We start from the raw sequence: 15,617 nt of genomic DNA on the forward strand, positions 1-15,617 counted from the left end.
TTTGCGGTCAAGTCAGCGGGGCGCGCCCCGCTGGTACCGGTTTATAGATCGGCAAAGTGTTTGTTGGCCAGTAACTTGCCAATGTCGCCGCGCCAGATGGATTCAACCTGTGCGCCGCTGTCAGTCTGTGCCTGTTGCCACTTCAATCCCAGATTACGTTGCTGCGGCAGCTTCAAATGGGCTTTGACGAAGTCATCGAATGTCGACTTTGCCGAGTTGTAGTGAAAATGGGCGTACCACAATGGGGTGGGCGAAGGCTGCGTCAGATCGAGCACTTCGTATTCCTGCAGATAGTCGCGAAGACGATTCGTACCACGCCCCAAATCTTTCAGGTCGCCGACCTTGCGAATCTCGATGAGCTTCTGGTCCTTGAGCCCCATTTCAACCAGATAGTCCAGATACTGTTGCGTGGGGGTCTGGCTGTTCATGGTTTGTTTGATGCGCAGGGCACGACCCGCGTCATTCAGCTCTCTGGCCTTGTCGGTCAATCGCGTGATGACAGGGTCTTGTGGCTTCACAGCTTTGATTCGCTCGGCACGTGCACGCAACTGTTCGGCCTCGCTGGTCATCAGGTGCTCAAGATTGATCGGCAGCATGTTCTGTCGGGCATACTCCTCGACCTTGCTGCGATAGGCATCCTGTGAATCGAGACGATTTTCGGCTTCTGCCAGCCAGGGTTTCACGTTGATCACGGTTGGCGTCTCGGGTGAAGAAACGGTGGGTTGGTAGAGACGGTATTTGCCGTCGGGATGCGGCAGCCATCTTTCTACGGGCCCTTCGATACCTTCAACCTCGAAATGCTTGGGGGCGGTTTCAGACGCCTCCACTTCTTTCCCCATCAGCCACTGGTCGTCCTCGGTCTTGAACAGTTTGCGGGCAGATTTTGTGTTGGAGATTGCCGGACGTTTTTTGATGGCTCGGCGGGCATACTCTTCCATCTCTGCAAGATAGCCGAGAAATATCGCGACCTGTCCGGCGTCCATATACTCGGAATAACCCGTATTCGCCGCCATCAGATGTCGACGAAACTTCGCATACGCCTCAAGGCAATCTTCAAGGATTGCGTTGTGCTGGTTTACATTGCTCACTACGCTGCGCAGATCGGATTGAGTACGCAGGGCGCGTTCGACGTGGTCGCGTGCCTTCAAGTGGTGAACATAAAAAAAGAACCAGGACTCATCACTGACAACATCGTACCGGTTGATGATTCTCACGGCATGTGCCGTTTTAAGGTAGCTGACGGTTGCGGCACGATCAGCGCTGGTCAAGTCTTGCACAACTTTGGTCGTGTCCGTTTTCAACGCCTTGCCGGGTATTTTTTCCTTCCAGACACTAAGGCGTTCGATATACAGGTCTCGTTGCTCGAACTCGAACATGATGAGCTTGCGGATGTCTTTTCGTTTTTGCAGCAGGGCCAGATGTTGGCGGGTTTCGTGGGCGGGGGTGGCGTCCGTGAGTTTGAGGAGGTCACTAATCTCCTCCAGTCGCCAATCAATTCGCGCGAAGGCAAACTGCAATCGGTCTAACGTGCGATCAAAGATGGTTTGCGCGCAGAAGCTTCGGAGCTTTTGGACTTTGGTGTGATTTTCACCACTGGTCAGGGGCAATAGTTCGTTCAATTCCTGGAAGTTCGATTCCGCCAGCTCGATCTGGTCGACGTATTTGCGTTCCAGTGCCGGCTGAAGAGCGCGGCGCGCTTCAGGTTTTTTTGTTTCGTAAACGATGATTTCGGCTTCGATTTCAGTTCTTTGCGTTTGCAGTCGGCGCATGTCCGCATCCACGGAATTGACCAGCCTCAGTCGATGCCGAAATGTCGCGTCCGTCCACCAACGCGGCAGCCATCGCCGGATCGCGGCGGGCCAGAGCGGGTCGAGGCCCTCGGCCAGATGATGGCCGAGAACCCCGCCACCGCCGAGCCCGCCACCTTCGATCAGCGTGCCATAAACGGCGAAATGCGTATTCCAGTTACCGTTTTCATCAAGAGCGATGGGTTGTTTGTAGCTTCTGCTGCGGCTGCCGCTCAAGCGCCAAAATGACGGATTGCCGCTCTGCTCAACACGATAGATCCGACCCTGACTGACGATGAAATCGCCGAGTTCATGGCGATACACGTTGCGATACAGGCCGCTGCTGCCAGGGCGAATATTGCTCAGTGAAAGGTCGTGCTCATATTCGTAACCCTGGAAACGTTCTGCGGTGCGCAGGGCCTTTCGTTTCGTAGTGGGGGATAACGTACCGGCCTTCCTCGCCAGCCCTGACAGTTGCCGCTGCCGGGTGAGCGAGCGAGCGGCGGAGGGGGCGGCATTCCCACCCGGCAGTATGTCCATTGCGGCGTCGATCAGTGACAGCAACACCGATTCGAGTTGCGCCAGTCCGTTGCCGACATCACCCCGCAAAAACGCGGCAACGCTCAGGTTGGCGCTGTCCCAGGCGTCATAAAGAGCGATGGCGCTGCCGACGAAGGGCACCATCCCCAGCGCCATTTTCAGATAGTTGAGCATCACACCGGACGCCAGCGCATGGTGTTCCAGCGCCAGCTTCCTGTTGGACCGCGAAGTCGAGCGATGGGCCTCGATCAAACGACCCATGTGCGTATTGAGCAGATGGGCTGCCAACGATGTTGTCACTGGCCAAGCCAGGCCGACCCCGATCAACGCATCGAAATGCCGCAGCACTGACTGGTTGATACGGCTGACATGACGCGCAAAGTCGCCATGCAAGGTGCGTCCCGCCAGGTATTCGACCATGGACGTCTGCTGGCACAGATTGAACAGGCTGCGCCGGGCATGTTCCAGGCTGGTGTATTGCCTGAGGAGTTGGCCGTCGGGACTGTCGGGCAGATAAAGCAGGGTGAGACCTGAATTCAGTTCATGAATGAAAGTGATACCGGCCAAGCCGGCAGGGCCTTCCTGATGGGTATCCGCACCACCGACGGTCAGGCTCACTGGCAGCAGTGAAATGTTCATGCCATTGATGGCATAGGCTTGGCGACTGTCGGCGTCAATGGCGATGTCGAGTATCTGGCGGCCCTTCGCATTGATCTGTCGTTGTGCGAGGGCGCATTCGCCTTGCAGTTTGAGCATCAGGCGCCAGGGTTCGATCAGGCATTCGCGGCGATAGGCATTGTCGAACGCCGGGGCCGTTGAAGCGCCCATGAACGTACTGAAGATCAGGTCCTCATACTTTTGCGCCAGGTTCAGATCAGGCACGATTTCGCGCAAGTAATGCTGTTTGATGCCGGTCTGCAGAATGTGCCGCTCGATCGGGTCGTCCGCTTGAACCAGAACCTTCATGAAACCCAACCTGTCCCATGTCGATTGGTCGATGTTGTTCAGCACAAACTCGGCGATGGATACGGTGCTGCGGTTCTTGCTGGGAATCAGAATATGCTCCTGAGGAGTGCCTGGTGCCGCGCCGTCGGTGACTACTTTGCGCCAACTGGTCGAATCCGGCAGATCCAGTTTTATCTCGAAGTCACGTTCGAGCGAGAAGTCCTGGCGCAGGCGAGCCGCCGTGCGCTTTTCGATGAAGTCCTTGCGATGTGGCAACTCGCGTTCCAGTAACGCCTGAGACCGTTTCATCGCGGCGATGAAAGCCTGGGTCATGGCCTTGAGTCGAACGCGCTGCGCGTCTGTCAGGGTGGATAGCCATTGCGGGCGTTTTTGCGCCAGTACACCGCTGTGATGTTGCTCGACAATCTGGCTGTAGGCCTGGTCTCGGGCCGCATGCGTCGCAACGCACAGGTCGGTGAGAGTTTGTTCTCGTAACTTTTCCATTTGCGCCAGACGGTGCTGCGCGCGGGCGGGTACCGGGTTGTCGGCAATCACCTTGGCCGCCAATTGTTCGCACGCGTAGAGCTGACTTTGCAGGCTTTGCTCGAACGGGTCTGACGTTTGTTCCGAAAGCTGCAGCGCCCGCTCGCTGTCATTGGGCGTGATCTTGAACAGCTCGCGCTCCAGCGCCGACAGTGAAGCAAAACGCTGCAAACCACCGAGCTCACCCGGCCAGTAGAGCAGCAGGCTTTGCGGTGCAGAGGAGGGAATCAGGAGGGAGGGATGGGCGATGAGCAATACACCTTCCAGCTCCCGCGATTGCAGTTGTGTGTTTTCTCCCTCGTGGTTCAGGCAGGTGAGGGTCAGGCTGAAAACCACCACCGGCGCACTACGTTGCGTTTTATCCGAATGATCGAGAATCGCCTGAAGCATCCCGTGCTCCTCGGTGCTGATCTGACTCAACAACAACTGGATGTCCGATTCGGCGCGCAGGCCCGCCAACCGCGCCTGATATAGGGCGCTGTAATGTTCATTGGGTTTTTGCCGCAATTCGAGCATGCGCAGACCATCCCTGGCATTCAGCAGCCTGGAAGCAGCCGATTGGCTGGCCTGTTCGGCTGCTGCCAGCGCATCGAGCGACTGTTTGAATTTCAGCTGGCGGGGGTCATCTGTGACATTCCACAGGCTGTCTCGAAAAAGGGCTTCTATCGCCGTTCGTTGCCGGGCCAGGCTGAGTCTGCGGGTGCTCAAGGGGATATCCGGGTTCAGCAGTCCAAAGAGTGAGATCGTCTCGTCGAGTGGCTCCACCTCTTTACTGTCTGCGAGTGGTGCAGGAGGCGCGCCAGACAGAAGTGTCACCGCCGGGCTCGCAATCAGTTGTTCGACCCCCGCCGTCAATGGCGAATCAGTCAGCGCGGTGTAGTGAACCAACACCTGTTCGTGTTGCGTTGAGACGACGGCAAGGTGCTGATATTGCAGCAGCCAGGTTTCCATCTGGCTGCGCTGTTCAAAAACCGTTAATGCCGGTTGCTGGGCAGGCAAATACAAAAACTGGGTGACGGGTTGATCCATATCGACCGTGATGACGAGTGCACCGGATATTGCGCGAGAATTGTCAGCCCGTTGCAGGGCCAACTGTTCGGCATAGATTGTACGGTCGCCAAGCCTCAGGCCTTCGGTTGGTGGATCGATGATGGCCAGCAGCACGTTCATCTGCTCGACATTCAGACGTCCCTCGGCAAAAGCCAGCTGACAGGCTGCTTCGAAATGCTGGCGGTACAATTCGCTAGCCAGATCCTTTCGCGACACCGCTGTGCCGGGGGCGCGCTCACGCCAGTACGCGTCGATGCGCGGGGGCTCGATGTCCGTATGGCGTTGCGCCACGAGTTCGAGCATGCGTCGGCGACTGTCCTCCAGGCGTTCGCAGGCGATGAGGAACAGGCAGTGGTCGGTGGGAGGCGATTCGAGGGAGGGCAGGAGGTCGAAGTCGACCGGCGCTGGGTGAACGGAGTCAAGCATGATGTGGAGGCTCCAAATGACAGGAAGGCCGGGAAACCCCGGCGTTGCTGTCATTAGAAGAGCGACGCTTTCAGTGCTGGCGGTACATAGTTATGGGGTGTGGATCAATTCATGACGGCCACTGTGGCGTGAATACGGTGCGTTGAGAATCCGCTCGTTCAGTGACTCAACCCGTACTTCTTTACCTTGTCGAACAGAGTGGTCTTGGCCATGCCCAGTTCCTGGCTCGCTTGCGTGAGGTTGCCGCCGCTGCGTTGCAAGGCATCGCCGAGCAAATTGCGTTCGAACGCTTCCACCGCTTCGGCGAAGGCCAGGCCATGAGTGCTGCCGCCAGCACCGGGCTTTTTGAACGCCGGCAGGCCCAGGGCAAAACGCTCGGCGACGTTGCGCAGTTCGCGCACGTTGCCCGGCCAGTCGTGGCTCATCAGGTTCGACACGGTCTGGTTGTCCAGCTCCGGTGCGATCCGGTCGAAGCGCAGGGACGACTGCTGCAAGAAATACTCGAACAGTTGCAGGATGTCTTCGCGACGCTCGCGCAGCGGCGGCAGTTCCAGGGTCACCACGTTGAGGCGGTAATACAGATCGCTGCGGAACTCGCCGGCCTTGCTCGATTCGTCGAGGTCTGACTTGGTCGCGGCAATCACTCGGCAATCCACCGCTACGCTCTGGTTCGAGCCGAGGCGTTCGAGGGTGCGCTCCTGCAACACCCGCAGCAATTTGATCTGCAAGGGCAGGGGCATGCTTTCCACTTCGTCGAGGAACAGCGTGCCGCCGTCGGCGTGTTCGATCTTGCCGATCCGCCGTTTGCCGGCGCCGGTGAAGGCGTTGGCTTCGTGGCCGAAAATTTCGCTTTCGAACAGGTTTTCCGGCAGGCCGCCGCAGTTCAACGCGACGAACTGTTTGCTGTGGCGGCGACTGAAATCGTGCAGGCAGCGGGCGACCAGTTCTTTGCCGGTGCCGGTTTCGCCTTCGATCAAGACGTTGGCCGAGGTGTCGGCGACGTTGGCGATCAACTCGCGCAGTTTCTGCATGGCCGGTGAACGGCCGATGATCCGGCCTTCGAGCGAGTCGCGCTCGGCCAATTGCCGCCGCAGGGACGAGACTTCCCGCGCCAGGCTGCGTTGTTCCAGGGCACGACGGGCCACGTCCACCAGACGTTCCGGAGAAAACGGTTTCTCCATGAAATCGTAGGCGCCTTTCTGCATCGCGCCGACGGCCATGGAAATGTCGCCGTGGCCGGTAATCAGCACCACCGGCAGGCTGCGATCACGCTCCTTGAGCCGGCCGAGCAGTTCCAGGCCATCGATGCCCGGCAAGCGAATGTCGCTGATGACGATGCCGGCAAAGTTGTCGCCGACGCGCTCAAGGGCTTCTTCGGCACTGCCCACGCCAATGCAGGGAATGTCTTCCAGGGTCAGCGCCTGTTGGCAGCCGAGCAGCACATGGGGATCGTCTTCGACGATCAATACACTAAGGTCGTTGTTCATATTGGCTTCGCGGGAGTGGGGCTTACCAACGGTAAACTGAGGACGAATGCGGTACCGCCACTGGCCGGGTGCTCGACACCCAGGTGTCCACCGGTGGCGGCGGCCAGGCTCGCCGAAAGGGTCAGGCCAAGGCCCAGGCCTTGTTCGCCGGGTTTGGTGGTGAAAAACGGTTCGAACAGATGCTTGCGCGTTTCGGCGTCGATGCCGTGGCCGTTGTCGCGAACACGCAGGCGGTATTTGCCATCGAATTCTTCACCTTCGAGCCACAGCTCAGGTTGTGGCTGGGCCAGCATGGCATCGAGGGCGTTGCCGATCAGGTTGACCAGAATCTGCTCAAGACGAGTTTGATCGATCCGGACCTGCACCGCTTCGAAATGACGGTGCAGATGGGTGTGTTTCATCCGCCCATCGAGCAATTGCAGTGCCGCGTCAACACCTTTGCCCAGGCAAGCCTGGCCCTTGTCGTCACCGCGTCGCGCAAAGGAGCGCAGGCTCGCGGTGATGCGGCCCATGCGGTCGATCAGTTCATTGATGGTCTTGAGGTTGGTGCTGGCCACGTCCAGTTGCCCGCGCTCGAGGAAGCGCACGGTGTTGCCGGACAGCGTACGCAGCGCCGCCAGCGGCTGGTTCAGTTCATGGGCGATGCTGGTGGACATCTGGCCGATGGCCGCGAGTTTTCCGGCCTGCACCAGTTCATCCTGGGCGTGGCGCAAAGTCTCTTCGGCGTGGCGCCGTTCGCGGATCTGACCCTTGAGCCGTTCGTTGCTGGCGCGCAGGTCGACGGTGCGTTCGGTAATCCGACGCTCCAGTTGATTGTTGGCTTCCTGCAAGGCTTCACGGGCCGCTAAGCGGGTGGCGATCACCTTGCGCCGCTCATTCCAGGCGATCAACAGAAAGGCGAGGAGGGCAAACGCCACCGCCACCAGAATCCCTTGGTTGATCGCTTCGCGGCGCAAATCCTGCAGCGGCGTCAGCAGGGTGAAATTCCACGGCGTGTCGCTCAACGGCCGGGTTTGCGACAGATAGCTGATGTTCTCATCGTCGGACACCAGTTCGCTGTTGGCCGGGAAAGTCAGTTTCTCCACGCCCTCGGACAGGGTTTCCCGGGCCAGCGGTTGCAGTTCGTTGAGCGGGAACCAGTAGTACTGCAGGCTACGGGCCAGTTTCTCTTTGGTTTCATCGCTCAGCGGCACCACGGACTTCAAGCGGCGGGCCGGATCGCTGGAGAGAATGATGATGCCGTTCTCGTCACTGACGAAGGCTTCCAGGCGCGCTCGCTGCCAGCGTTCTTCCATGGCTTCGAGGCGAACCTTGACCACGGCGACGCCGATGATCTTGCCGTGTTCTTCCAGGCCATGGGCCAGGTAGTAACCGGGCTCGCCGTTGGTGCTGCCAATGCCGTAAAAGCGTCCTGGCTGACCGCGTATGGCGCTCTGGAAATAGGCACGGAAGGACAGGTCTTCACCCAGATAACTGTCGAAGTCGCGCCAGTTGCTGGTGGCCATGACGCGACCGGTGGTGTCCATGACGTAGATGGCCCGACTGCGGCTGCGCCGGTTCAGGCCCTCGAGGTAATCGTTGACCGTTTGCCGGTGTTCCGGGGTCGGGTCGGCCAGCAACTGCGAAACACTGGTTTCGAGTTCGAGCAGGCTGGGCAGGTAGGTGTATTTGCTGATTTCGCTTTCGACGGCGCGGGCGTGCAGCTCAAGCTGACGCTGGCCGTTTTCGCTGAGGCTGCGGATGCCGTAGCGCTCACTGACCCAGAAGCCGATGTAACCCAATCCGATCATCAGCGCGATGATCAGCGGCGGCAGGAACAGCTGTCGAACAAGACGGGGTTTCACGGCGAGTGATGGCGGCGCTGCGCGATAAAGATTGGGGTCGCATTTCATCACAGATGCCTTGGGTCAACCACCACACAAATCTGCAAGCCACCGCCGACCCTTGTAGGAGCCGGCTTGCTGGCGATGACGATGTCCCGGACATTGATGTCGTCTGGACCACCGCCATCGCCAGCAAGCTGGCTCCTACAGGGAGCGGTGTGTTTCTTAGTGCTGCAGAATTTTGTTGAGGAAGTGCTGTGTACGCTCGGCGCGGTGGCTGATGTCGCCGAAGAACTCCTCTTTCTTGCAGTCTTCGATGATCTTGCCGGCGTCCATGAAGATCACGCGGTCGGCCACTTTACGGGCGAAGCCCATTTCGTGGGTCACGCACATCATGGTCATGCCTTCGTGGGCCAGTTGCACCATCACGTCCAGCACTTCGTTGACCATTTCCGGGTCGAGCGCCGAGGTCGGTTCGTCGAACAGCATGACGATCGGGTCCATCGCCAGCGCACGGGCAATCGCCACACGCTGTTGTTGACCACCGGACAGTTGGCCCGGGTGCTTGTGGGCGTGGGCCGACAGACCGACGCGCTCGAGCAGTTGCAGGCCTTTCTTGGTGGCTTCTTCCTTGCTACGGCCCAACACCTTGATCTGCGCGATGGTCAGGTTCTCGGTGATGGTCAGGTGCGGGAACAGCTCGAAATGCTGGAACACCATGCCCACGCGCGAACGCAGTTTCGGCAGGTTGGTCTTCGGGTCGGCGATGGACGTGCCGTCGACCACGATGTCGCCTTTCTGGAACGGTTCCAGCGCGTTGACGCACTTGATCAGGGTCGATTTGCCGGAACCGGATGGCCCGCATACCACGATCACTTCACCTTTTTTGACCTCGGTGCTGCAATCAGTCAGTACCTGGAAGTCCCCATACCACTTGTTGATGCTTTTGATAGAGATCATACGGCGAACCTTTTTTGCAGACGCTTGACCAGCAGCGAGGCGGAAAAGCTGATGATGAAGTACACGAGACCCGCGAAAATCAGGAACTCATTGGAGCGGCCAATGATGTCGCCACTGGCGCGCGAAGCATTGAGGAAGTCCACCAGGCCGACGGCGTAGACCAGCGAGGTGTCCTGAAACAGGATGATGCTCTGTTGCAGCAACAGCGGTGTCATCTTGCGGAACGCTTGCGGCAGGATGATCAGGCGCATCATCTGGCCGTACGTCATGCCCAGCGCCTGGGCAGCGCCCATCTGGCCCTTGGGGATCGACTGCACACCGGCACGGACGATTTCGCAGAAGTACGCCGCTTCGAACATCATGAACGCCACGATGCAGGAGGCGAACGCGCCGATCGGCGTGTCTTCGCCAGTGATCCAGCGCAGCACGAAGGGTACCGCCAGGTAGAACCAGGTGATCACCAGCAGCAACGGGATCGAGCGGAAGTAGTTAACGTAGGCGCCGGCCAGGTTCGACAGCAGTTTGTTGTGCGACAGACGGCACAGCGCCAGGATAGTGCCGAGGATGATCCCGCCGATCACGCCCATGACCATCAGCTTGAGGGTCATGACCATGCCGTTCCACAGACCCGGCAGGGACGGGATGATGCCCGAGAAGTCGAATTCCATCATTTACCCCCTACGGAAATCAGGCCCGGTACGGCGACTTTCTTCTCGACCAGACGCATCAGCAACATCAGGCTCATGTTCAGGGTGAAGTAGATCAGCGTGGCCAGGGTGAAGGCTTCGAACAGGTTGGCGGAGAACTCGGCGGTCTGTTTGGTTTGCGCGAGCAATTCCATCAAACCGATCAGCGAGGCCACGGAGGTGTTCTTGAAGACGTTCAGGAATTCCGAGGTAAGTGGCGGAATGATGATCCGGTAGGCCTGGGGCAGCAGCACGTTCCAGTAGATCTGTGGCAGCTTGAAACCCATGGCGCGGGCCGCGGATTCCTGGCCTTTTGGCAGCGCCTGGATACCGGTGCGCACCTGTTCGCAAACGCGGGCGGTAGTGAACAGGCCCAGGCACACGACGACGCTGAGGAAGGCCGAGGTGGTCGGGTTCAGATCCTGCTTGTACCACTCTTGCAAGTCGGCCGGCAGCAGGTCAGGTACCAGGAAGTACCAGATGAACAGCTGAACCAGCAGCGGCACGTTACGGAAGAGTTCGACGTAGCAGGTGGCGATGCCCGATACGATGCGGTTCGGCACGGTACGCATGACGCCCAGGATCGAACCCAGTGTCAGGGCGATGATCCAGGCCGCGATGGCGATGCCGATGGTCCACGCCAGACCGGTCACGTACCAGTCGAGATAGGTCTCGCTGCCCACGCCGGTGGACTTGAAGAACACGCCCCAGTCCCAGTTGTAATTCATTAGGGTCTCCCCTCAGATCGATCGATATACAAATGCCCGCTTGGGGGAAGCTCCGTTCCCGCCTGAACCTTGAAGATCAGGCACACACGATCGGCTCGACAGCCACCGGTCCGAGTGTTTCCAGAAATGCCAGCAGGGAGTGACAACCTCCTGAAAGGACGCAGGCCCTCTCAGGAGATAAGGTTAGTCAGAAATCAGGACTTCTTGTCGTCAGCCGCTTTATCAGTCGGATTGGCGATAAGGGCCTTGAGCTCGTCGCTCATCGGGAAGTTCAGGTTCAGGCCTTTTGGCGGGATTGGCTGCATGAACCATTTTTCGTAGATCTTGTTGATCTCGCCCGATGCGTAGGTGGCCTTGATGGCGTCATCCACAGCCTTTTTGAACGGCTCGTCGCCTTTGCGCACCATGCAGCCGTAGATTTCGTACGACTGTGGCGTGCCGGTCACGGCCCAGTCACTGGCTTTCTTGGCCTTGGCCGCTTCACCGGCCAGCAGGGCGTCGTCCATCATGAAGGCCACGGCACGGCCGGTTTCCAGCATCTGGAAGGACTCGCCATGGTCTTTGGCGGAGATGACGTTCATGCCCATCTGCTTGTCGGCGTTCATCGCCTTGAGGATGCGCTCGGACGTGGTGCCAGCGGTGGTCACGACGTTCTTGCCTTTCAGGTCGTCGAAATCCTTGTACTTGGAGTCTGCCTTGGACAGCAGACGGGTACCGATTTCGAAGATGCCGACGGAGAAGTCAACTTGCTGCTGACGCTCGACGTTGTTGGTGGTGGAACCGCACTCGAGGTCCACGGTGCCGTTCTGCACCAGCGGGATACGGGTTTGCGAAGTCACCAGGTTGTATTTGACCTGGAGGTTGGGCATGTCCAGGTCTTTTTTGATGGCTTCGACGACTTTCAGCTGGATGTCGTGGGAGTAGCCGACCGGTTTGCCGGAAGCGTCTGCAATGTAGGAAAACGGAATGGAAGCGTCGCGATGGCCCAGGGTGATGGTGCCGGACTCTTTGATCTTCTTCAGGGTGCCGGTGAGTTCGGCGGCGAAAACTGGCGTGCTGATCAGAGCGGCAGCAATGGCTGCGCCCAGGATATGGGGAACGATGCGCATCAAATTTTCCTCGACATTGTTTTTTTTATGGAGCCAGTTCACCGGCCCTTTTGTGCTGCAGCTACCTGAGCGCTATTGAGTGTGTGCGCAAAGGTCATTCATCGAAGAAGTGTAGAGCATGACTCGTGCCAGACCAGTCTGAAATGGTCAAAGCATTGATTAATAAGGAAATTAAATTTTTATGGCGCTGATATTCCGATTGAAAGATCCGGTTAACCGAACCGACCGGCAGGTCGCGTTCGGAAAACCGAATGATGACGTGTCATGCATTGCTTTTCGTAGGAGCCGGCTTGCTGGCGATAGCGCTCTCGAGGTCGCCATCGTCGGAACGCCGCTCGCAGCAAGCCGGTTCCTACGGGGTGACAGTCACGGATATTTGCGTTTGTCCGGCGCTGGCGGGAAGTACTGGTACAACCAGGTTTCACTTAACGTGCGGTCATTGGTACGGATGAACAGACGCAGCTCGACGGGCTCGACGCTGTCGTTGGTCGGGTACCAGTCAAACAGGATGCGGTAGCCCTTGATGTCGTCGAGTTTCAGAATGCTGAAATCCTTGACCTCGCCGTTCGAGCAGGTCACGACCGGCTCGATGCCCGTCCCTTCCGGCAGGCGGTCCAGGCCGCCGCCGTTGAAGTCCACGGCAAAGCGTCGCGCCCAGACCGGTGGATAGTGTTCGCCCGGCGCCCAGCCCTCGGTGAAACCGCCCATCCCCGAACGGGTCGCCTGCACCCGCGCCAGTGGCGTGCTGACCGGCGGCAATGCGCTCCAGTAGAGCTTGTAGCCGTAGTTCAGCGAATCGCCGGCGGCCACCGGTTTTTTCGGTGTCCAGAAGGCGACGATGTTGTCCATGGTTTCGCCGGTGGTAGGGATTTCCAGCAGGTCGATCGAGCCTTCGCCCCACGCGGTGGTGGGCTCGACCCACAGGCTCGGACGGCGGCTGTACCAGTCGACCGTGTCCTGATAGCTGGCGAATTCGTGATCGGTCTGCACCAGGCCGAAGCCTTTCGGGTCTTTGTCGGCGAAAGCGTTGAACTGCAACGTGGCCGGGTTGTTCAGCGGGCGGCAGATCCACTCGCCGTTGCCGCGCCACATGGCCAGTCGATCCGAGTCATGGATTTGCGGGTGAATGGTGTCGCACATCCGGCGCTCGTGGGTGCCGCAGCTGAACATGCTGGTCATCGGCGCGATGCCCAGTTGATCGATGGCAGTACGCGCATTGACGTGGGCGTCGACCTCCATCACCACGCGTTCGGCCTGGCAATCGATATCAAAGCGATAAGCGCCGGTGGCACTCGGCGAGTCGAGCAGGGCGTAGACCACGAAGCGGGTGCTGTTCTTGTCCGGCGTCTCGAACCAGAACTTGGTGAAATCGGGGAATTCTTCACGCTTCTTGGCGTAAGTGTCGATGGCCAGGCCACGAGCCGACAGGCCATATTGGCCAGTGGCGTCCACCGCACGGAAATAGCTGGCGCCGAGGAAGGACACCACATCGTGCTTGTCCAGCTCCGGGGCCTTGAACAGTTTGAAACCCGAGAAACCCAAGTCACCCTTGAGCTGCGCGGTATCGACCGTGGTGTTTTCATAGTTGAACAGCGAAGGACGGAAATGCACCTCGCGGGCCATCCGGGTTTTCGGATCGACGCTGTACATGCGCACCGGTTGCTTGAAACCCATGCCGACGTGGAAGAACTGCACGTCCAGTTGGCCCTTGAGGTCCTTCCACAACGAATGATTGCCGTCGTAGCGGATCGCATTGAAGTTCTGCGGGGTCATGGTCGCCAGCGTCGGCGGCAGCACCTGTTTGGTGTCCTGATAGCGATTGCTGGCCAGTTGCTTGGCCTGCACTTTCAGCGCTTCGAAATCAAAGGCCTTGGCCTCGCCATCGGCGGTGTCAGACGCGGCCCAGGCCCGGGCGGCCAGCAGACCGGTGGCCGAAAGACCGGTGTAAGCCGCAATGGCCATGGACGCTTTGAGCAAATTCCTGCGATGCATAAATACAACCTGTCGTGAACAATCCCGCGCCGTTCCTGGCACGTGCTGGATCAGAAATATCGGTTCGGACATGCCTTCGGCCAAACACAACGGACTTTTAAACAGATGCCCAACAGCTTAAACCGTTCGATTGCAGAGCAAAATTGATTGGTGGCAAGACGCTGGCGCTGGAATGAAACAAGAAGTGTCGGGAAAGATTTCCGACAGCGTCTTCTGAATTACAGGGCATTTCTGCTTTTTTCGACTAATTACTCTAAAAACCACTTTTCAGCGCCCGGATTATTTCTATCCTGTGTACATGACCGGTTTATGCCCTTCGGGCCGGTGCGGTTCAGTTGGCACGAGGCGCTGCTGAAAAAGGGTGAGGGCGATGCGGTTTCTTAAGTTTTCTTTGACGTAGAGAAGGACATCGTCCATGTCGAAAGTACAAGGCATCACTGAAATGTTGGGAATCTTTCCGTGCCTGGCCATGGGACGGCGAAGGCGCCGATTGAATTCCGAAGAGTTGAAACTGGTGGAGCGCTATCGGGAACTGTCGGAAAGCGACCGGATCGCGATGAGGTATCTGGTGGATGCGATGAGGAGTGTTTCGCGGTTTTGATCTCAGCTGGTCACCGTGAGAGCCATTTGGCCTTCACGGTGGCCAGGCTGGTTAACCTGTCCGCGTCAGCGTCGGCTATGCCAGCGTCAATTTCTTGCTGGAGGACTGCTTGCTGGTCGAGCTTATGGAGATACGTCTCTGCAAACGAGGTATCACATGGAATCATTTCGATGTCTCGCTTGACGCTGCGAGTTTCGTTCATATGGATATAACTCATTCAGCAGGACAATCAATTGAAAGGATTCAAACCTAAGGGACGGACTGTGAAGTCTGTCCCTTTTTTCAGCTCGCTTTATTCCTTCAACGACAAGTGCCAGCAATTGGGAAGGGACGCTGCACCTGCATCAACTCAGGCATGTCACGCCATTTGACCCAGGCGTGATGTTGGTAATGCAGCAAAGGCACCGAGACTCCGGCCCAATTCAGAGAGCTCAGGCTTGGCAGGTTTTCCACAGGCGCTGATTTCGCATCACGTAGCGAGGGGATGACTTCGTTGCTCAGCCATTGGCGCAGGTTGCGGTTTTCCGGGACGAAGTGGTGAACCAGCAAGGCGTACATGCCTGACTCACTGATCATCAGTGTTTCGACCGTTTTGCCGTCCTTGCGGAGCCAGACGCTGCGACGCTGATCGGGGTCGAGTTTCAAGGTGAGGCGTTCATTGAGTGGTTTGCCCATCAGGCGACCAAGGTCCTGGGCGCAGAACCAGGCTTGGTTGTCTTGCATGAAGGCGTGGAGGAAACGGTTGTGGCGGGTAAAGACGGTGGGAGTGAAATAAGGAAGGGGCGAGTCTTGAAAGTGCATTGGCATGGCGTGATTTTCCGTTTTGACTTGGAAAGTCGCCCCCAACCCTTCGACGGGTTGGGTGGCGGACCGAGTGGCGTTCGAAGTCGGGACACTTCCAGGTCAAAACGGAAGCCGAAAGGCCCGCGCCACACGGCCC

At 58.3% G+C, this 15,617-nt stretch carries 10 protein-coding genes; 1 reads left to right on the forward strand and 9 read right to left on the reverse strand.

Translation table 11 applies throughout. The features are described from left to right. Positions 1–41 precede the first annotated feature (41 nt). From CKW15_RS07695 to CKW15_RS07730, 8 genes are all read right to left on the reverse strand, one after another. Complete coding sequence (locus CKW15_RS07695) at positions 42–5,291, reverse strand: dermonecrotic toxin domain-containing protein (RefSeq protein WP_095151978.1); 5,250 nt, start codon at positions 5,289–5,291, stop codon at positions 42–44. Positions 5,292–5,449: 158 nt separating this feature from the next. After that, positions 5,450–6,778 carry a sigma-54 dependent transcriptional regulator gene (locus CKW15_RS07700; protein WP_095058660.1) on the reverse strand — a complete coding sequence of 443 codons (1,329 nt, stop codon included), beginning with the start codon at positions 6,776–6,778 and terminating at the stop codon, positions 5,450–5,452. After that, on the reverse strand, positions 6,775–8,670 hold the full coding sequence (locus CKW15_RS07705) for a sensor histidine kinase (RefSeq protein WP_095058661.1): 1,896 nt from the start codon (positions 8,668–8,670) through the stop codon (positions 6,775–6,777). The genes CKW15_RS07700 and CKW15_RS07705 overlap by 4 nt, the downstream gene beginning before the upstream one ends. A 156-nt stretch (positions 8,671–8,826) precedes the next feature. Beyond that, positions 8,827–9,561, reverse strand: a complete 735-nt coding sequence (locus CKW15_RS07710; RefSeq protein WP_007975082.1) for an amino acid ABC transporter ATP-binding protein — start codon at positions 9,559–9,561, stop codon at positions 8,827–8,829. Continuing rightward, the gene (locus CKW15_RS07715) at positions 9,558–10,229 is read right to left on the reverse strand and encodes an amino acid ABC transporter permease (RefSeq protein WP_095058662.1); all 672 of its coding nucleotides are present in this window, start codon (positions 10,227–10,229) and stop codon (positions 9,558–9,560) included. The genes CKW15_RS07710 and CKW15_RS07715 overlap by 4 nt, the downstream gene beginning before the upstream one ends. Next, positions 10,229–10,975 carry an amino acid ABC transporter permease gene (locus CKW15_RS07720; RefSeq protein ID WP_053162189.1) on the reverse strand — a complete coding sequence of 249 codons (747 nt, stop codon included), beginning with the start codon at positions 10,973–10,975 and terminating at the stop codon, positions 10,229–10,231. Before CKW15_RS07720 ends, CKW15_RS07715 begins: the two co-directional genes overlap by 1 nt. Before the next feature lie 194 nt (positions 10,976–11,169). After that, the gene (locus tag CKW15_RS07725) at positions 11,170–12,084 is read right to left on the reverse strand and encodes a glutamate/aspartate ABC transporter substrate-binding protein (protein WP_095058663.1); all 915 of its coding nucleotides are present in this window, start codon (positions 12,082–12,084) and stop codon (positions 11,170–11,172) included. 366 nt (positions 12,085–12,450) lie between these two features. Then, on the reverse strand, positions 12,451–14,076 hold the full coding sequence (locus tag CKW15_RS07730; RefSeq protein WP_095151979.1) for a glucan biosynthesis protein D: 1,626 nt from the start codon (positions 14,074–14,076) through the stop codon (positions 12,451–12,453). 415 nt (positions 14,077–14,491) lie between these two features. Here CKW15_RS07730 and CKW15_RS07735 point away from each other — a divergent pair, with 415 nt between their 5' ends. Continuing rightward, positions 14,492–14,677, forward strand: coding sequence for a hypothetical protein (locus tag CKW15_RS07735; RefSeq protein WP_095058665.1), 186 nt, complete (start codon positions 14,492–14,494; stop codon positions 14,675–14,677). A 300-nt stretch (positions 14,678–14,977) separates the two neighbouring features. Here CKW15_RS07735 and CKW15_RS07745 read toward each other — a convergent pair whose 3' ends face one another. Further along, positions 14,978–15,484 carry a Bro-N domain-containing protein gene (locus CKW15_RS07745; protein ID WP_095151981.1) on the reverse strand — a complete coding sequence of 169 codons (507 nt, stop codon included), beginning with the start codon at positions 15,482–15,484 and terminating at the stop codon, positions 14,978–14,980. Between the last annotated feature and the right edge of the window lie 133 nt (positions 15,485–15,617).

Origin of the sequence: Pseudomonas sp. Irchel s3b5 (assembly GCF_900187435.1) — a bacterium.
Lineage (GTDB): Bacteria > Pseudomonadota > Gammaproteobacteria > Pseudomonadales > Pseudomonadaceae > Aquipseudomonas.